The 16,688-nt window shown below is 66.2% G+C and carries 17 protein-coding genes; 8 read left to right on the top strand and 9 right to left on the bottom strand.

All coding sequences use genetic code 11. From position 1 onward, the window contains the following. Positions 1-24 precede the first annotated feature (24 nt). Complete coding sequence (locus ACP69Z_RS05605; RefSeq protein ID WP_426266543.1) at positions 25-480, top strand: hypothetical protein; 456 nt, start codon at positions 25-27, stop codon at positions 478-480. Between the two features lie 77 nt (positions 481-557). On the opposite strand, the gene rplQ is transcribed toward ACP69Z_RS05605, so the two are convergent. The 4 genes from rplQ to rpsM all read right to left on the bottom strand — a co-directional run bounded on the left by rplQ (position 558) and on the right by rpsM (position 3,132). Continuing rightward, the gene (rplQ, locus tag ACP69Z_RS05610) at positions 558-983 is read right to left on the bottom strand and encodes a 50S ribosomal protein L17 (RefSeq protein ID WP_426266544.1); all 426 of its coding nucleotides are present in this window, start codon (positions 981-983) and stop codon (positions 558-560) included. A 112-nt stretch (positions 984-1,095) separates the two neighbouring features. Continuing rightward, the gene (locus ACP69Z_RS05615; protein WP_426266545.1) at positions 1,096-2,184 is read right to left on the bottom strand and encodes a DNA-directed RNA polymerase subunit alpha; all 1,089 of its coding nucleotides are present in this window, start codon (positions 2,182-2,184) and stop codon (positions 1,096-1,098) included. Between the two features lie 76 nt (positions 2,185-2,260). Continuing rightward, complete coding sequence (rpsK, locus tag ACP69Z_RS05620) at positions 2,261-2,650, bottom strand: 30S ribosomal protein S11 (RefSeq protein WP_029941296.1); 390 nt, start codon at positions 2,648-2,650, stop codon at positions 2,261-2,263. Positions 2,651-2,763: 113 nt separating this feature from the next. Beyond that, positions 2,764-3,132 carry a 30S ribosomal protein S13 gene (gene rpsM, locus ACP69Z_RS05625; RefSeq protein WP_338502768.1) on the bottom strand — a complete coding sequence of 123 codons (369 nt, stop codon included), beginning with the start codon at positions 3,130-3,132 and terminating at the stop codon, positions 2,764-2,766. Between the two features lie 225 nt (positions 3,133-3,357). On the opposite strand from rpsM, the gene ACP69Z_RS05630 reads away from it, so the two are divergent. From ACP69Z_RS05630 to ACP69Z_RS05655, 6 genes are all read left to right on the top strand, one after another. Beyond that, on the top strand, positions 3,358-4,278 hold the full coding sequence (locus ACP69Z_RS05630) for a bifunctional riboflavin kinase/FAD synthetase (protein WP_426266546.1): 921 nt from the start codon (positions 3,358-3,360) through the stop codon (positions 4,276-4,278). 26 nt (positions 4,279-4,304) lie between these two features. Next, the gene (gene ileS, locus ACP69Z_RS05635; protein ID WP_426266547.1) at positions 4,305-7,226 is read left to right on the top strand and encodes an isoleucine--tRNA ligase; all 2,922 of its coding nucleotides are present in this window, start codon (positions 4,305-4,307) and stop codon (positions 7,224-7,226) included. Between the two features lie 32 nt (positions 7,227-7,258). Further along, positions 7,259-7,723, top strand: coding sequence for a signal peptidase II (lspA, locus tag ACP69Z_RS05640; protein ID WP_426268053.1), 465 nt, complete (start codon positions 7,259-7,261; stop codon positions 7,721-7,723). Beyond that, a complete protein-coding gene (locus ACP69Z_RS05645) occupies positions 7,716-8,135 on the top strand; it encodes a DUF3035 domain-containing protein (RefSeq protein ID WP_426266548.1) in 420 nt (139 codons plus the stop codon). Before lspA ends, ACP69Z_RS05645 begins: the two co-directional genes overlap by 8 nt. Before the next feature lie 26 nt (positions 8,136-8,161). Then, complete coding sequence (locus ACP69Z_RS05650; RefSeq protein WP_426266549.1) at positions 8,162-8,713, top strand: winged helix-turn-helix domain-containing protein; 552 nt, start codon at positions 8,162-8,164, stop codon at positions 8,711-8,713. A 77-nt stretch (positions 8,714-8,790) separates the two neighbouring features. After that, positions 8,791-9,147, top strand: coding sequence for a hypothetical protein (locus ACP69Z_RS05655; protein ID WP_426266550.1), 357 nt, complete (start codon positions 8,791-8,793; stop codon positions 9,145-9,147). Between the two features lie 4 nt (positions 9,148-9,151). On the opposite strand, the gene sseA is transcribed toward ACP69Z_RS05655, so the two are convergent. The 4 genes from sseA to ACP69Z_RS05675 are packed head-to-tail and all read right to left on the bottom strand — an operon-like array spanning position 9,152 to position 13,621. Beyond that, on the bottom strand, positions 9,152-9,979 hold the full coding sequence (gene sseA / locus ACP69Z_RS05660; protein ID WP_426266551.1) for a 3-mercaptopyruvate sulfurtransferase: 828 nt from the start codon (positions 9,977-9,979) through the stop codon (positions 9,152-9,154). Beyond that, on the bottom strand, positions 9,979-10,425 hold the full coding sequence (gene queF, locus ACP69Z_RS05665; protein WP_426266552.1) for a preQ(1) synthase: 447 nt from the start codon (positions 10,423-10,425) through the stop codon (positions 9,979-9,981). The genes sseA and queF overlap by 1 nt, the downstream gene beginning before the upstream one ends. Next, a complete protein-coding gene (locus ACP69Z_RS05670) occupies positions 10,422-12,407 on the bottom strand; it encodes an OPT family oligopeptide transporter (protein ID WP_426266553.1) in 1,986 nt (661 codons plus the stop codon). The genes queF and ACP69Z_RS05670 overlap by 4 nt, the downstream gene beginning before the upstream one ends. Before the next feature lie 5 nt (positions 12,408-12,412). Beyond that, positions 12,413-13,621 carry a M20 metallopeptidase family protein gene (locus ACP69Z_RS05675; RefSeq protein ID WP_426266554.1) on the bottom strand — a complete coding sequence of 403 codons (1,209 nt, stop codon included), beginning with the start codon at positions 13,619-13,621 and terminating at the stop codon, positions 12,413-12,415. Between the two features lie 185 nt (positions 13,622-13,806). Here ACP69Z_RS05675 and ACP69Z_RS05680 point away from each other — a divergent pair, with 185 nt between their 5' ends. Continuing rightward, the gene (locus tag ACP69Z_RS05680; protein WP_426268054.1) at positions 13,807-15,900 is read left to right on the top strand and encodes a prolyl oligopeptidase family serine peptidase; all 2,094 of its coding nucleotides are present in this window, start codon (positions 13,807-13,809) and stop codon (positions 15,898-15,900) included. A 120-nt stretch (positions 15,901-16,020) separates the two neighbouring features. Here ACP69Z_RS05680 and ACP69Z_RS05685 read toward each other — a convergent pair whose 3' ends face one another. After that, entirely contained in the window at positions 16,021-16,578 is a 558-nt protein-coding gene (locus tag ACP69Z_RS05685) for a L,D-transpeptidase family protein (protein ID WP_426266555.1), read from the bottom strand. Positions 16,579-16,688 lie beyond the last annotated feature (110 nt).

The following is a 16,688-nucleotide window of genomic DNA, read 5'->3' on the forward strand; positions in this document are numbered from 1 at the left end:
CGCTTCACAGCCGAGGACATTGTCATGCGTAAAATCCTCTCGCTCGCCATCCTTGCCGCAGTGGCAAGTCCAGCCGCCGCGCAGGTTGCGCCGCGTCCGCCCGAGCCGCCGCGCTATTCTGACCCTGCCTATGCGCAGCTTCCGCCCGAGATCGTCGATGGTGCCGGGATCGACCAGATCGGCAACATGGTCGGCGCCGTGACCAAGGCGCTGCTCGACCTTCCGGTGGGTGAGCTAGAAGCCGCGGTCGAGAACCGCCCGGTGACCCGCCAGGACCGCCAGCGCACTGTGCGCTCTGTGACCGGCACCGACGAGCGCGAGGTCGCCTCCAGCATTGAGCAGAGCAAGGGCGCGGTGGTTGCCGGCGGCCGGGCGATGGCGCGCACCCTACCAGTAATCCGCGAGGCGCTGAACAAGGCTGGCGAGGAGATCGAGCGGGCTGCCGCCAACGTGCCGCAGCCGGGTTATCCGCGCCGCTGAGCCGCCACCTTCGGTCAAAAGAAAAGGGCCGCTCCGGGTGTCCGGGGCGGCCCTTTCTGTTGGCGCTTCTGCTGCCCTTAGGCGGCGAGCTGATCGTCCTCGTCGTCGATCATCACCGGACCGCTGTCCTGGCCCTTGGCCGAGACGTCGCGGTCGACGAATTCGATGATCGCCATCGGCGCGGCGTCCGACTGGCGGATGCCAGCCTTGACCACGCGGCAGTAACCGCCGCTGCGTGCCGAATAACGCTCGGCCAGCACGTCGAACAGCTTCACCAGCATCGCATCGTCGAGGAGACGGGCGTGCGCCAGACGGCGGTTCGAAAGACCGCCCTTCTTGGCGAGGGTCACCAGCTTCTCGGTGTAGGGACGCAGTTCCTTCGCCTTGGCGAGGGTGGTGGTGATCTGCTCATGCTTGATGAGCGCAGCCGCCATGTTGCGGAACATGGCCGCGCGGTGGGCCGAGGTCCGCTGCAGCTTACGATGGCCAACGCGATGTCGCATATCTTCTTCCTTTGTCGTTCGTCAGGACCCCGTGTGAGGTAGGTCCAGCCAGGCGGTGAATGAGGGCACCGCCCTTACCCTGCTGTGCCCCGGCCGAGGCCGGGGCAGGGCCTTAGCCGAGCATTTCCTGCTCGAGCTTCTTGGCCATCTCTTCGATGTTCTCAGGCGGCCAGCCCGGGATGTCCATGCCGAGGCGCAGACCCATCGAGGCCAAGACTTCCTTGATCTCGTTGAGGCTCTTGCGGCCGAAGTTCGGCGTGCGGAGCATCTCGGCCTCGGTCTTCTGGACGAGGTCACCGATGTAGATGATGTTGTCGTTCTTGAGGCAGTTGGCCGAACGGACCGACAGTTCGAGCTCGTCCACCTTCTTGAGGAGGTAGCGATTGAGCTGGTTGGTGTCGGTGGTTTCCGGCACAGCGCCGCCGCCGGCCATCGGAGCGGCGGACGGAGCCGCCTGGCCGATCATCGGCGAGGCCGAGCGGTAGCTCTGGTCGTCGAAGCCGACGAACAGCGCAAGCTGGTCCTGGAGAATGCGCGCGGCATAGCCGACGGCTTCTTCCGGGGTCACGGTGCCGTCGGTCTCGACCGTCAGCGTCAGCTTGTCATAGTCCAGTTCCTGGCCGACGCGGGTGTTTTCCACCTTGTAGGCGACCTGGCGAACCGGGCTGTAGAGCGAGTCGATCGGGATCAGGCCGATCGGCGCGTCGAGCGGGCGGTTGTTGGCCGCTGCGACATAGCCCTTACCGACGTCCGCGGTCAGTTCCATGTTGAGCGTAGCACCCTGGTCGAGGTGGCAGATCACGAGATCGGGGTTGGTGATCTCGATGTCGCCGGTGGTCTGGATCTGGCCGGCGGTGACCGGGCCGGGACCAGTGGCGGTGAGGTGAAGGCGCTTGGGGCCCTCGCCCTCGAACTTCAGCGCGACCTGCTTGGTGTTGAGAACGATGTCGGTGACGTCCTCGCGAACCCCGGCGAGGCTCGAGAATTCGTGCAGCACGCCTTCGATCTTGATCGAGGTGATCGCGGCGCCCTGGAGGCTGGAGAGCAGCACGCGGCGCAGCGAGTTGCCGAGCGTCATGCCGAAGCCACGCTCCAGCGGCTCGGCCACGAACACGGCCTTGCGGCGGGCGTCGCCGGCGACCTTGCGCTCCAGCGCGTTCGGCTTCTTCAGTTCCTGCCAGTTCTTTGCGTTGACGGCCATTTGTCTTCCTTGGCAGCGGGGGCCGCGTCCGGCCCCCTGGAGATACGGGGTAGGTACGAGAAGGTCGGCGCGCCGGTTAGACGCGGCGACGCTTGCTCGGACGGACGCCGTTGTGCGGGATCGGGGTCACGTCGCGGATCGAGGTGATCTGGAAGCCGACGGCCTGGAGGGCGCGAAGCGCGCTCTCACGACCCGACCCCGGACCCTTGACCTCGACCTCGAGCGTACGGACGCCGTGGTCGGCAGCCTTGCGGCCGGCATCCTCGGCCGCGACCTGCGCGGCGTAGGGGGTCGACTTGCGGCTGCCCTTGAAGCCCATCATGCCGGCGCTCGACCAGGCAATCGCATTGCCCTGCGCGTCGGTGATGGTGATCATGGTGTTGTTGAAGCTCGCATTCACGTGGGCAACGCCCGCCGAGATGTTCTTGCGCTCGCGGCGCCGAAGGCGCTGGGGTTCGCGTGCCATAATAGTGTGTTCCTACATCCAAGCCCGAAGGCTGATTTGCATTTCGCGGAAAGAAACCGCCGTCCGGCGGAGTAACTGCAGCGCGACCATCCACAGGATGGCCGCTGTGTCAGTTACTTCTTCTTGCCAGCGATCGGCTTGGCCTTGCCCTTGCGGGTGCGCGCATTGGTGTGCGTGCGCTGGCCGCGGACCGGAAGGCCCTTGCGGTGGCGCAGGCCGCGATAGCATGCGAGGTCCATCAGCCGCTTGATGTTCATCGCGGTCTCGCGGCGGAGGTCGCCCTCGACCGTGTGATCGGCGTCGATTGTCTCGCGGATCGACAGAACTTCCTGGTCCGTCAGGTCCTGAACCCGGCGCTCGGAAGCGATGTTCAGCTTGGCGGCGATTTCCTTGGCCTTGGTGCGACCAATGCCGTGGATGTAGGTCAGCGCGATTTCGACGCGCTTGTTGGTGGGGATGTTGACCCCGGCGATACGTGCCATGAAGGTGCGTTCTTCCTCTGGTTAGCTCCACAGGCCGGCGGTGATGCCAACCCATCTCGTCGCTTGCACCCCGCATTCCAATCCAGACTAACGCCAAAACGGCGGACGCAACGAGAGCGCCGCCGGGACCGGAGGAACGGGATGGGCGCCAGATATGCTCGGGTGGCCGCAGAGTCAACGGCTCACTAGCGGTTCGGCACAGTCTCGCCTACAGCCGCGACCAAGATGCAGCGCCTCCTCCTGGCCGACGGCATCCCGGACCGCTTCCGGGGCAGTGTCGTGGCCCTTGGCAATTTCGATGGCTTTCACCTCGGCCACCAAGCGGTGGTCGGGCGGGCGGTGGCACGGGCGGCGCATGAGCAGCGGCCGGCGGTGGTCGCGACCTTCGACCCCCATCCCGTCCGCTTCTTCAAGCCCGACGCCGCACCGTTCCGGCTGACCACCCTCGACCAGCGCGAGGAGCTGTTCGCGGGAGCGGGGGCGGACGCCATGCTGGTGTTCGACTTCGGGGCGCCGCTGGCGGCCACCAGCGCAGAGGATTTCGTCGCCCTGCTCGCCGAGAAAGTCGGCGCGACCGCGGTAGTCACGGGAGAGGACTTTACCTTCGGCGCGCGGCGCGGCGGCAATGCCGTGGTGCTGCGAGAGCTGGGCGCGGCTCGCGGCTTGTCAGCGGAAGGGGTTGCGCCCGTGATGCTGGGGGAGGAGCCGGTCAGTTCAAGCCGGATCCGCGAGGCGCTTGGCATGGGCCACTGCGCGACCGCGACCCGTCTCCTCACTCGGCCGTTCGCTATTCGTGGAACCGTCCAGCATGGCGACAAGCGTGGGCGGGAGCTTGGCTATCCCACCGCCAACCTCACGCTCGGCAGCTATCAACGACCGGCCTACGGCATCTATGCGGTGCGGGTGCGGCTGCCGGACGGAAGCGAGGTTGCCGGAGTCGCCAATGTCGGCGTGCGCCCGACCTTCGAACCGCCGGTGGAGCTGCTCGAAGCCTATCTGTTCGACTGGTCGGGCGATCTCTACGGCCAGGAGATCGAGGTCGCGCTGCACCATTTCCTCCGCCCCGAGCGCCGTTTCGACAGCATGGACGCGCTTAGCCTGCAGATGCGCAGCGACGAGGCCGAGGCACGGCGGTTGCTGCTCTAGTCGTGCCCCGCTAGAGCCGCCGCCAAATGTCGGACGAACAAACCCCCGCTAAGCGCGATGCCTCTGAGAAGAGGGATTGGCGCGACACCGTGTTCCTGCCCAAGACCGCCTTCCCGATGAAGGCCGGCCTGCCGCAGAAGGAGCCGGCAATCCTGGCCCGGTGGAAGGAAGCCGATCTCTACGGCCAGCTCCGCGCCGCCCGAGAGGGCCGCGAGAAGTTCATTCTTCACGACGGCCCGCCCTACGCCAACGGGGACATCCACATCGGCCATGTCCTCAACAAGACGCTGAAGGATCTCGTCGTCCGCACCCAGACTTTGCTGGGCAAGGACGCGCCTTATGTGCCCGGTTGGGACTGCCACGGCCTCCCGATCGAGTGGAAGGTCGAGGAACAGTATCGCAAGAAGAAACGCAACAAGGACGAGGTCCCGCCGGCCGAGTTCCGCGCCGAATGCCGCGCCTACGCCCAGCATTGGGTCGACGTACAACGCGAGCAGTTCCAGCGGCTCGGCATCTTGGGACAATGGGACAAGCCCTATCTGACGATGGCCTTTAGCGCCGAGGCGACCATCGTCGGCGAACTGTGCAAGGTCGCCGAAAGCGGCCAGCTGTATCGCGGCGCCAAGCCGGTGATGTGGAGCCCGGTCGAAAAGACCGCGCTGGCTGAAGCCGAGATCGAATATGAGGACGTCACCTCGACCCAGATCGATGTCGCGTTTGAGATCGTCGAGAGTCCCCTGCAGAGCCTCGTGGGTGCCCATGCGGTGGTGTGGACGACTACGCCTTGGACGATCCCGGTTAACCAGGCGATCGCGTTCGGCGAGGACATCGCATACTTGCTGGTGCATGTCTCGCAGCAGGATGGGACCAAGCAGCGGTACCTGATTGCCGAGGATCTGGTGCCCGCTTTTCTCACTCGCACGCACTTAATGGAGCGAGCATCTTCCGGCGAAATCGAGCGCTTCGACGTAAGCGCGCCAGACTTCAAAGGCTCCGACCTCGCCGGCACCATCGCCCGCCACCCCATGCACCACCTTGGCGGCTTTTTCGCCAAGCCGCGCCCGCTGATCGCCGCGCCCCACGTCACCACGGACGCCGGCACCGGCCTCGTCCACATGGCGCCCGACCATGGCGAAGAGGATTTCGAGGCGTGCAAGGCGGTCGGCATCGACCCCGTCTTCGCGGTCGAGGGCGACGGCAAGTATCGCGAGGACTGGCTGTGGCTGGGCGGGCAGGGCTCGGTCATCAATCCCAGGTTCAACGGTCCCGAAGGCCCGATCTGCTCCGACCTCCGCGAGGCCGGGGCGCTGCTGAGCGCGGGTGACTTCAGCCATTCCTATCCGCACTCGTGGCGCTCCAAGGCCCGCGTCATCTACCGCTGCACCCCGCAATGGTTCGTGGCGATGGACCGGCCGATCGGTGCCTCGACTTCGCTCGGCACGAACGGAGAAGAAAATCCGCTAGTCCCGAGCGAAGTCGAGGGACGGACGCTCCGCTCCATTGCCCTGTCCGAAATCGAGCGCGTCCGCTTCGTCCCCGACAAGGGCCGCAACCGCATCGGCTCGATGGTCGAAGGCCGCCCCGACTGGGTGCTCAGCCGTCAGCGCGCGTGGGGCGTGCCGATCACCCTGTTCGTCGATCGCAAGACCGGCAAATATCTGGTCGACCCGGAGGTAAACGCCCGCATCGTCGCCGCCGTCCGTGAGAAGGGCGTCGACGCCTGGACCGAGGAAGGCGCCGTCCAGCACTTCCTGGGTGAGGGCCGCAATCCCGACGATTACGAACAGGTCACCGACATCCTCGATGTCTGGTTCGACAGCGGCTGCACCCATGTCTTCACGCTGGAAAGCGGCCACTGGCCCGAGCAGCGCTGGCCCGCCGATCTTTACCTCGAAGGCTCCGACCAGCACCGCGGCTGGTTCCAGTCCTCGCTTCTGGAAAGCTGTGCGACCCGTGGCCGGGCGCCCTACGACACGGTTCTGACCCACGGCTTCACCATGGACTCCAAGGGCATGAAGATGTCCAAGAGCCTGGGGAACACGGTCAATCCGCTCGACCTGATGAAAGAAACCGGGGCCGACATCCTGCGCCTGTGGGTCGCGTCGGTCGATTTCACCGAAGACCACCGCATCGGCAAGGAAATCCTCGCCGGCGTCTCCGACAGCTATCGCAAGATCCGCAACACCTTCCGCTACCTGCTGGGTGCGCTCGAGGGGTATGAGGAAGCGGAGCGGGTCACCGACCTGGCCGAGATGCCGGAGCTCGAGCGCTACATGCTGGCGCTGCTGAGCAAGCTCGATGAGGAGCTGAAGGCGGCGGTCGCGGTCTATGACTTTAATGGCTACGCCCGCGCGCTGACCGACTTCTGCAACAACGATTTGTCGGCCTTCTATTTCGATATCCGCAAGGATTGTCTCTATTGCGACGCGGCCGACGATCCCAAGCGCCGCGCCTATCGCAGCCTGCTCGACACCCTGTTTCACGCGCTGGTCCGCTGGTTCGCGCCGATCCTGGTCTTCACCACCGAGGAAGTGTGGGCGACCCGCTATCCGGACGCGCCGTCGGTCCACCTCAGCGAGTGGCCGGAACTGCCGGATGCCGCCGACGCCCGCTTGCTCGAGATCTGGACGTCCTACCGCGCGCTGCGTGAGCAGGTGACCGCCGAGATCGAACCGATGCGCCGTGAAAAGGTGATTGGGTCCAGCCTTGAAGCCAAGGTGGCGATCGGGCTGCCCGACACCGCCGACCGTCCGATGCTAGCCGCCGACGAACTGGCCGAGCTGTTCATCGTCTCCGAAGTGCTGCTCGACACCGGCACGGTGGTCGAAGGCCCGGCAGTGGTCGCGCACCGCACCGACTATCAGAAGTGCGGCCGCTGCTGGCGCCACCTGCCCGAGGTCGAGGAGGACGGTGACCTCTGCAATCGCTGTGGCGAGGTGGTGGCGTGAGAGGTCGTGCCGGGTTCGCGCTGGCGGGCGGGATGTTCGTCCTGGACCAGTTCACCAAATGGCTGACCGCCGGTCCGATCGGGCTCACCGTGGAAGGCCAGACCATCGACGTCCTGCCCTTCTTCGACCTGACCCGGGTCCACAACCGCGGCATTTCACGCGGCCTGCTGACCGCCGGCAACGACACCAGCCGCTGGCTGCTGGTTGCCATGACGGCGGTGATCGCCGGTGTGGTCGCCTGGTGGCTGACCCGCGAGGAGCAACGCGGCGACCAGCTGGCGCTCGGCCTGGTGCTGGGCGGCGCCCTCGGCAATATCGTCGACCGCGCCCGGCTTGGCTACGTATTCGACTTCCTCGACCTGCACATCGGCGAGTTCCGCCCGTTCCTGGTCTTCAATGTTGCCGACGCATGCATTAGCATCGGCGTCGTGATCCTGATATTGCGCGCCTTTCTGGTCCGCGAGCCAAAGCCTTCGAAAGAGCCTGACAATGCGTAAGCAGCTTTCCCTTCTTTCTCTCCTCGGTGCCGGGCTGGCCCTGTCCGGCTGCGCGGCGCTCGGCATCGGCGGTGGTGCCGGGTCGAACCTCGATGAGTTCCGGGTGGCCCGCAACGCGCCGCTAGTGATCCCGCCCGATTACAGCCTGACGCCGCCGCGTGCCGGCACTGCCAGCCTCAGCGCTGAAGGGGCGCAGGGTCAGGCCATCCAGGCCTTGTTCGGCGGCCCCGCGCCGCGTCCGGCGAGCGAGACCGGTCTCCTTGAAAAGGCTGGCGCAGACCGCGCGGCGCTTGGCGCCCGCTCCGTCGCCGGAAGTCCGGACACTGCCGTGGTCGACAAGGGCGCGCTGACCCAGAACATCCTCTCGGCGCCGGCGGGCGACGGTCAGGACGCATCGGTTCAGACGCCGTAATCAGAACAAGAGGGACGGGGGGTAGAATGGCCGACGATACGATTTCCGCCCGGCTGGTCGAGGTCGAAGCCTTGCTCGAAAGATCGCGCAAGCGATTCGAGGAGGGGACCAAGTTCGCTGACGAAGCGCATGCCCTAGTGGCCGAGCTTCAGCAGCAGCTGATCGGCGCTCCGGTCAGTCTTGGCGCGCGTGACGATGCCGACGATGTCGCTTCCAAGCTGCTCGCCAGCCTGAAAGCGCAAGGATCGGAGCTTCCGCCAACCCTGTGCGGCGGGCGGATGAGCGTGGACCAGGTGCAGCGCTTGATCCGCATCGACGGCCACCCAATCGCGATTACCGAAATGGAATATCGCGTCCTCGAACTGCTCGCCTTCGCGCGCAACAATGTCGTCACGCGCACCATGCTGCTGAAGCACCTCTATCGCCGCGCCGACGATCAGCCGCAGCCCAAGATCATCGACGTGTTCATCTCCAAGCTCCGCAAGAAGCTTCGGATGGCGAGCAATGGGGCCGAGTTCATCGAGACCATCCCCCAGCGCGGCTGGATCCTTCGCGACCTCGACGCGCCGGCTGGCTGAGCTGACGGGCCCCGCTGCGAGGCGGCGGGTCGGGCCCGTTTACGTCTTCTCAACCACGCGGCTTTACTTCGAGTCGCATGATCCATTTTCAGCCCGAACAGCCCGCGACCGGAGCCCCGTATGGCGAGGCCGTCGATCGCCTGCGTAGCGTCCGCAAGGCGCTCGCGCTGGTCGAGATGTTCGAGGGCCGTCCGCGCCGCAATCTGGACGACATCACCTTTGAAGCGCTGCTTCCGCTAAGCCCGCCCGCGGTGCAGGCTTGTGCGGACAGCCGCTCGGTTGCGGCAGCAGGTGCGGCTGCGGCAGGGATCGAAGCGCTGATCGGTGCCGAGGGCAGCGGCGAGAAGACCCATCCGGCAGCGCTGGCGGTGCTTGGCGACACGCTGCGCCGTGACCTTGCCGGGATCGAAGCCCTGTTCGCGGGCCGCGCCTGACCTTTTAGCCGCGTTCCTTGGGGGTCAGTGGGTCCGCGCCCCACTCGCTCCAGCTTCCATCGTAAAGCCGGGTGTCGCGATTGCCGAGCAGGCGCGCGGCGAAGATCAGGCTGTTGGCGGTGACGCCCGATCCGCAGCTGGCGACGAAGGGCCGTTCCGGATCGACACCAGCCGCGGTGAAAGCGGCCTTGAGCTCTCCGACCGGGCGGAAGCGTCCATCAGGGCTGTAGAGATCGCTCATCGGCAGGTTGCGCGAGCCGGGGATATGGCCGGGTTCGATCCCAGGCCGCGGTTCGGGCGTGTCGCCCTTGAAGCGCTCGGCCGAGCGGGCGTCGGCGATCGGCATGCCGACTCCGCGCAGCAGCTCGGACTTGGTTGCCACTGTCTGCGGGCGTTCGACCTTTGCGTCGAAGCGGGCGGGGCGGGCAGGCGGCGGGTCGGCGGTGACCGGCTGACCTTCGGCGATCCAGCATTGCAGCCCGCCATCGAGGATCGCGACCTGGCTTGCGCCAAAGTGGCGCAGCATGAACCAGGCCCGGGCCGAAGTGTGGATGGCGCTGTCGTCATAGACGATGATGCGGTCGTCCGACGCCACGCCGAGTTCCTCCATCGCCTGTCCGAACGCCTCGGCGCTCGGCAGCATGTGGGGCGAGCCGGCAGCGGGATCGGACAAGCTCTTGAGGTCGAAGAAACGCGCGCCGGGGATGTGGCGCTTCTCATATTCGGCGCGGCCATCGCGCTTGGGATCGAGGTGCCAGCTCGCGTCCAGCACCACCACGTCGGCCGAACCCATGTTGGCGGCCAGCCACGAGACCGAGACCAGATCGTCCATCATCCTCTCCCGCGATAGCTCGCCACGCCTTGATCGGGCACCCACAGGCCTTCAGGCGGAGGACCCGACTGCCAGAACACATCGATCGGTATGCCGCCGCGCGGATACCAGTAGCCGCCGATACGCAACCACGTCGGTTTCATCTCGTCGAACAGGCGCTGGCCGATTCCGACGGTCACGTCCTCATGGAACCCGCAATGATTGCGGAACGAGCCGAGGAACAGCTTGAGGCTCTTGGATTCGACGATGGTGTCGCCCGGCGCATAGTCGAGGACGAGGTGCGCGAAATCGGGCTGGCCGGTTACGGGACAAAGCGAGGTGAACTCGGGCGCGGCGAAACGGACGAGGTAGAGGCTGCCGACCCGAGGGTTCGGCACATAATCGAGCGCGGCTTCTTCAGGAGAGGCAGGAAGGCCGCTGTTCTGGCCGAGATACTTGGGGGTCATCGGTAGGTCGCTTCTTGCGCGATGCCCGGCTCGCCGGCCACCGGCGGGAGGGCGGCGGCGCTGCGGCGGGTGGAGTGGTAGAGGTACAGCACGGCGGCGGTGAAAAGCGCAATGCTGAGGAGGACGCTGGGCTCGAAACCGTCCGGGAACAGGCTCAACGGCGTGTCATCGTCAGTCGCCGCTACCGCGCCTGCGAAGGCGACCCCGAACAGGCTTTCGCCGACGATCAGGCCGGTCGCCATCAGGACACCGAGCCGCTCCTTGACCTCGTAATTGCCGGAGCGCTCAGCCCAGCGATTGTAGAGGTAGCCGAGCAGCGCGCCGATCGGGATCAGCAGGGTCAGCGCCATCGGCAGGTAGATGCCCATGCCGACCGCGAGCGGGGGCAGGCTCTTCTTGCCGGTGCGGCGGAGGAGTTCGTCGATCACGACGACTACCGCGCCGATGGCAGCGCCGATGCCGATCAGGTCCCAGCGCAGGTTCCCGCCCAGCACGCCCTGCGCGATGGCGGAGATCAGCGCGGCCTGCGGGGCGGCAAGCGCATTCTCGCTCGCGCCCGGCGCGCCCTGGAACCCGAAGGCGCCGTTCAGCAAGTCGAGGATCGGCGGGATCACCAATGCCCCGAACAGCACGCCCAGCACCAGCGCCACCTGTTGCCGCCAAGGCGTCGCGCCGACCAATTGGCCGGTCTTGAGGTCCTGGAGGTTGTCGTTGGAGATGGTGGCAATGCCGAACACCACCGCGGTGACGAACAGTGCGAAGGCGACCAACGTCCGGGTCGTGTCGGGCGTCAGCTCGCCCCCGAACAGCGCGGCGAGGATCAGGCTGATGCCGAGCACGGCAAGGATGCCGACGCCCGAGATCGGGCTGTTCGACGCGCCGATCAGGCCCGCCATGTAGCCGCACACGCTGGCGATGATGATGCCCGCGACGAGGATGTAGGCGAGGCTGAAGCCGATCAGGGCGCCGACGTGCTCATGCAGATCGGTGCCGCTGACGAAGAAAGCGAGCAGCCCCGCGATCGGCAGCATCAGCAGCAGGATCGCGCCGCCGATCAGCTTGATCGGCAAGTCGCGCTCGGTCAGCGGCAAGCTTTCCTGTCCGCCGCCTGCGCGCTGGCGGCTGGCGGCCAGCGCGCCCGCGATGCCGCGGCTGATCGCCGGCAGAATCTTGAGCAGGGTCCAGATGGCGGCGACGCCGATGGTGCCGGCGCCGATGAAGCGGACTTCGGAGCGGAAGATGTTGCCGACATGGTCGCCAAGCTCCACGCCGGCGGCGGCCGGGGTGAGGGCGGTCAACCAGGGGACCAGAACGCCCCAGCTGATCACCAGCCCGACAACCATCGCGATCCCGACGCCGAGGCCGACAAGGTGCCCGACCCCGATCAGTGCGAGGCTGAGGCTGCCCGAAAGCGTGGTGCCGCCGGCGCCCACCGGCACCGTGCGCGCGGCTTCGGCGACCACCAGCTTGAGCTGGGTCGCAAGCGCATAGCCGGCGCTGACCAGCGAGGAGAGGATGATGGCGGCGAGACCCTTCTTGTTCTCCTCCGCTCCGCCGACGCCTGCGCCGACCTTCAGCACTTCGGCAGCGGCGACGCCTTCGGGATAGGGGAGGTCGCTGCCCGTTACCAAGGCGCGGCGGAGCGGCACCGAATACATCACGCCGAGGATTCCGCCGATCGCGATCACTGCGACCGACAGCCAGTAGGGGAAGCCCGTCCACCAACCGATCATCACTAGGCCCGGAAGCACGAAGATGATCGCGCTCAGCGTGCCTGCCGCCGACGCGATCGTCTGGACGATGTTGTTTTCCTGGATGGTGGTGTCGCGAAACGCCTTCAGCACCGCCATCGAGATCACCGCGGCGGGAATACTGGTCGCAAAGGTCAGGCCGATCTTGAGCCCGAGATAGACGTTGGCGGCGGTGAACAGCAGGGTAAGGACGGCGCCGAGCACCACCCCGCGGAGCGTCAGTTCCCGCATCGGGCTTACTCCCACCCCCGCCCCAGAAAGCGCGTCGCGAAGGCACAGTGAAGCGCCACCCCGCGGCTCAGCCAGCTCTCTTCCAGCGTCATCTGCGGGTGATGGAGCGAGGGGCGGCTTTCGGGATCTTCGTGACCCTCCGGCGCCACGCCGATGAAGGCCATGCAGCCGGGCACCTTCTGGAGCACGTAGGCGAAGTCTTCGCCGCCCATTACCGGGCTCGACATTTCTTCGTAGGTGCCCTCGCCGAACAGGTCGGTGGCCAGCGTTTCGATCATGGCGACGGCGCGCGGGTCGTTGCGGGTGGCGGGATAGCCCTGGTCGATGCGCACCTCGGCGGTGCAATCGTGGGTGGCGGCGACACCCTTCACGATTTGCTCGAAGGCGGCGCGGCCGGCCTCGCGGCGGGTGTCGGACAGGGTGCGCAGCGTGCCCTTCAGCTCCACCACTTCAGGGATGATGTTGTAGGCGGTTCCGGCGTGGATCTGGGTGATCGAGATGACCGCCGAATCGAAGAACGGCACACGCCGAGCGATCCAATGCTGGAGCGCGCCGACCGCTTCGCAAGCGACGGGGATCGGATCGACCGCCTGATAGGGCATCGCGGCATGGCCGCCGCGGCCGCGAATGGTGGCGTTGAGCGCGTCGGTCGAGGCAAGCAGCGCGCCTTCGCGGCTGGTGACCTGGCCGCCCTTCAGCGTCGGCCAGATGTGGAGCGCAAAGGCGCCATCGGGCGCCGGATCGTCGAGCAGCCCGTCCTCGATCATGAAGCGGGCGCCGTGATGGCCTTCCTCGCCCGGCTGGAACATGAAGACCACCGTGCCTTCAAGGCTCGCCTGCTGGGCGCTGAGGATGCGCGCGGCCGCCGAGAGCATGGCCGAATGGGTGTCGTGTCCGCAGGCGTGCATCTTGCCGTCGGTCTGCGAGGCGAACTCCAGCCCGGTTTCCTCGTGGATCGGAAGCGCGTCCATGTCGCCGCGCAGCAGCACGGTGCGGCCGGGACGGGCGCCACGCAGAATGGCGACGAAGCCGCTGGTGCTCGTCGAGTCGCGGATTTCCAGCGGCAAGCCCTCGAGCGACGCCTTCAGCTTGGCGCTGGTTCGGGTGCAGTGCAGCCCGAGCTCCGGATCGGCATGGATCGCGCGGCGAAGCGCGATCATGGCATCAAATTCGGCCTCGGCCGCGGCGTGGAAGTCGGTGTTGACGAGGGTCATGGGTCGGGGATGCGACGGTTTGGGATGAGAGGCAAGCTTGCCCTTCGCGGGCGCGCTGCCTAGCACTTGCTGACCCCAACCCGACCCAAGGGACTTCCATGCGCAAGAGCTTGATCCTGATGACCCTCCCGATCGCCGCCTGCTCGACCACTCCGCCGCTTGAACCCGTTTCCGCCCCGCCGCCGATGGAGGCCGCAGCGCCCGCAGCCGCGCCTGCTGCGCCCGCCGCGCTCACCTATCCCGCGACGCAGCGCGGCAACGTCAGTGAAACGCAGTTCGGGACCGCTGTTGCCGACCCGTACCGCTGGCTCGAGAACGACGTTCGCAAGGATCCGGCGGTCGCCGCCTGGGTCGCCGAACAGAACAAGGTCACTGACGCCTTCCTCGACACATTGCCCGGCCGCGACATCCTCAAGAAGCGCATGACCGAGCTCTACAACTACGAGCGTGTCGGCGTGCCGGTGAAGAAGGGCAGCCGCTATTTCTATGCCCGCAACACGGGCCTCCAGAACCAGTCGCCGCTCTATGTGCGCGACAGCGTCAACGGGCCTGAGCGGCTGCTAATCGATCCCAACACCTTCAGCACCGACGGCGCCACCGCGCTCGCCGAATGGGTGCCGAGCGAGGACGGCCGCTATCTGCTCTATGCAATCCAGGACGGCGGCTCTGACTGGCGCACCCTGAAGGTGCTCGACGTCAACACCGGCAAGGTGGTCGGCGACGAAATCAAGTGGGTGAAGTTCTCGGGCCTGTCGTGGTCCAAGGACAATCGCGGCTTCTTCTATTCGCGCTTCCCCGAAAGCGGCGAAGGCCAGGACTTCCAGTCGCTGAACAAGAACCAGGCGGTCTACTACCACCGCCTCGGCACCGCGCAGAGCGCCGACCGGCTGATGTTCGACCGGCCGGACAAGCCCGAACTCAGCAACACTGCGACCGTCAGCGACGATGGTTCGACCCTGGTCGTGACCTCGTCCAGCGGCACCGACGAGCGTTATGAGGTGACGCTGGTCGATTGGCAGAAGGCCAAGCCCACCCGCCGCGTGCTGATCCCGGGCTTCACCCACGATTACAGCTACATCGGCAATCGCGGTTCGACCTATTATTTCCAGACCAACGATGGCGCGCCGCGCCTCAAGGTGGTGGCGATCGACGTCAACGCGGCGCGGCCGAACAAGCGCACCATCGTGCCCGAGCAGGCCGAAACGCTGAGCGCGTCGAGCCTGGTCGGTGGCAAGCTCATCACCTCCTACCTGAAGGACGCGTCGACCGAAGTGCGCGTGCACAGCCTGACGGGTGCGCGCGAGCGGGTGATCGAGCTTCCGGGTCTCGGCACAGCGGGTGGTTTCTCGGGCGATCTCGACGATCCCGAGACCTTCTTCGCCTTCACCAGCTTCAACCGCCCGTCGACCATCTACCGCTACGACGTCCGCTCGAACGCCAGCACCGCCTGGTTCGAGCCGAAGCTGCTGTTCAACCCCGACGACTTCACCGTCGAACAGCGCTTCTTCGCGTCCAAGGATGGCACCCGCGTGCCGATGTTCATCGTTCGCAAGCGCGGGGTGACCGGCCCGGCGCCGACGCTGCTTTATGCGTATGGCGGGTTCAACGTCTCGCTGACACCGAGCTTCTCGGCGACGCGCCTCGCCTGGCTGGAGCAGGGCGGCGCTTATGTTCTGGCGAACATCCGCGGCGGCGGTGAATATGGCAAGGCGTGGCACGATGCCGGCCGTCTCGCCAACAAGCAGAATGTGTTCGACGACTTCATCGGCGCTGGCGAAGCGCTGATCGCGCAGGGCGTGACGCCGAAGGGCGGCCTCGCCATCCAGGGTGGATCGAACGGCGGCCTGCTGATTGGTGCGGTGGTCAATCAGCGTCCCGACCTGTTCGCGGCGGCCAATCCGGCGGTTGGCGTCATGGACATGCTGCGCTTCGACCGCTTCACCGCCGGGCGGTACTGGGTCGACGATTATGGCTACCCCAACAAGGAAGCCGATTTCCGCACCCTGCTGGCCTATTCGCCCTACCACAACATCAAGGCCAACGTCGCTTACCCGGCGATCCTGGTCACTACCGCCGACACGGATGACCGCGTCGTGCCCGGCCACAGCTTCAAATATGTGGCGGCGTTGCAGAACGCCCATCCGACCGGCGCGCCGCAGCTGATCCGGATCGAAACCCGCGCCGGTCACGGCTCGGGCAAGCCGACCGACAAGATCATCGAGGAAGCCAGCGACGTGACGGCCTTCATGGCCCGCTTCACCGGCCTCGAGATCAAGTAAGAATAACCGACAGCCTCCCCGGCCGATCGGTCGGGGAGGCTGGGACTGCCATCACCACATAGGCTCGCGAGAGAGGGCAGCCGGCGAGAGAAGGGGAGACACCCTCGCCGGCTGATCTCGTCAGCCGATCACCACCCGGTCACCGACCTTGGTCATCGCGAACAGCTTGGACGCGAACGCCGCGGGCAGGCGGACACAGCCGTGGCTGGCCGGGCGACCCGGGATGGCACCCGCGTGCAGCGCAATGCCATATTGATCGAGGCGCTGCATGAAGGGCATCGGTGCATTGTCGTACTTGCGGCTGTGGTGCATCCGCTTCTTTTCGAGGATCGGGAAGATACCCGGGGGCGTGTCCTTGCCCGGCTTGCCGCTCGAAATGGTCGAGACGCCGATCAGCTCGCCAGCGCGATACACATAGGCATGCTGGTCCTGGAGGCTGACGACGACTTCGATGTTGCCGTCGGTCGGGGCCTCGGACGCCCACCAGAAACCACCCGGCTTCAGCGCGCGCTCGGCAATCACCGGCTCGGCATGGTCGCGGGCAGCAGCGACGGCGGCCGATGCGGCCATCAGGGCCGCCGGGCTTTCGTCAGGTCCGAACGAGTTGGAAGAAGCGGCGGCGCAAGGGGTCGCCACCGCGACGGCAATGGCTGCCGCCAAGGTTGCTAGGCGCTTCATTTTTCGTGACTCCGTTTGACCGTAAAAACACGTATCGACGGGGCCGAGTTCCGCTCGTTTCGGTACGCGAAACGAACTTTTTTGCTTTGTCAACTATCACGTGCAGTAAA

Origin of the sequence: Sphingomonas sp. LHG3443-2, from assembly GCF_049896405.1 — a bacterium.
GTDB lineage: Bacteria > Pseudomonadota > Alphaproteobacteria > Sphingomonadales > Sphingomonadaceae > Sphingomicrobium.

Coding starts and splice junctions, on each gene's coding strand:
- ACP69Z_RS05605 (WP_426266543.1), top strand. CDS start 25: ATGCGTAAAATCCTCTCGCTCGCCATCCTTGCCGCAGTGGCAAGTCCA.
- rplQ (WP_426266544.1), bottom strand. CDS start 983: ATGCGACATCGCGTTGGCCATCGTAAGCTGCAGCGGACCTCGGCCCAC.
- ACP69Z_RS05615 (WP_426266545.1), bottom strand. CDS start 2,184: ATGGCCGTCAACGCAAAGAACTGGCAGGAACTGAAGAAGCCGAACGCG.
- rpsK (WP_029941296.1), bottom strand. CDS start 2,650: ATGGCACGCGAACCCCAGCGCCTTCGGCGCCGCGAGCGCAAGAACATC.
- rpsM (WP_338502768.1), bottom strand. CDS start 3,132: ATGGCACGTATCGCCGGGGTCAACATCCCCACCAACAAGCGCGTCGAA.
- ACP69Z_RS05630 (WP_426266546.1), top strand. CDS start 3,358: ATGCAGCGCCTCCTCCTGGCCGACGGCATCCCGGACCGCTTCCGGGGC.
- ileS (WP_426266547.1), top strand. CDS start 4,305: ATGTCGGACGAACAAACCCCCGCTAAGCGCGATGCCTCTGAGAAGAGG.
- lspA (WP_426268053.1), top strand. CDS start 7,259: ATGTTCGTCCTGGACCAGTTCACCAAATGGCTGACCGCCGGTCCGATC.
- ACP69Z_RS05645 (WP_426266548.1), top strand. CDS start 7,716: ATGCGTAAGCAGCTTTCCCTTCTTTCTCTCCTCGGTGCCGGGCTGGCC.
- ACP69Z_RS05650 (WP_426266549.1), top strand. CDS start 8,162: ATGGCCGACGATACGATTTCCGCCCGGCTGGTCGAGGTCGAAGCCTTG.
- ACP69Z_RS05655 (WP_426266550.1), top strand. CDS start 8,791: ATGATCCATTTTCAGCCCGAACAGCCCGCGACCGGAGCCCCGTATGGC.
- sseA (WP_426266551.1), bottom strand. CDS start 9,979: ATGGACGATCTGGTCTCGGTCTCGTGGCTGGCCGCCAACATGGGTTCG.
- queF (WP_426266552.1), bottom strand. CDS start 10,425: ATGACCCCCAAGTATCTCGGCCAGAACAGCGGCCTTCCTGCCTCTCCT.
- ACP69Z_RS05670 (WP_426266553.1), bottom strand. CDS start 12,407: ATGCGGGAACTGACGCTCCGCGGGGTGGTGCTCGGCGCCGTCCTTACC.
- ACP69Z_RS05675 (WP_426266554.1), bottom strand. CDS start 13,621: ATGACCCTCGTCAACACCGACTTCCACGCCGCGGCCGAGGCCGAATTT.
- ACP69Z_RS05680 (WP_426268054.1), top strand. CDS start 13,807: ATGGAGGCCGCAGCGCCCGCAGCCGCGCCTGCTGCGCCCGCCGCGCTC.
- ACP69Z_RS05685 (WP_426266555.1), bottom strand. CDS start 16,578: ATGAAGCGCCTAGCAACCTTGGCGGCAGCCATTGCCGTCGCGGTGGCG.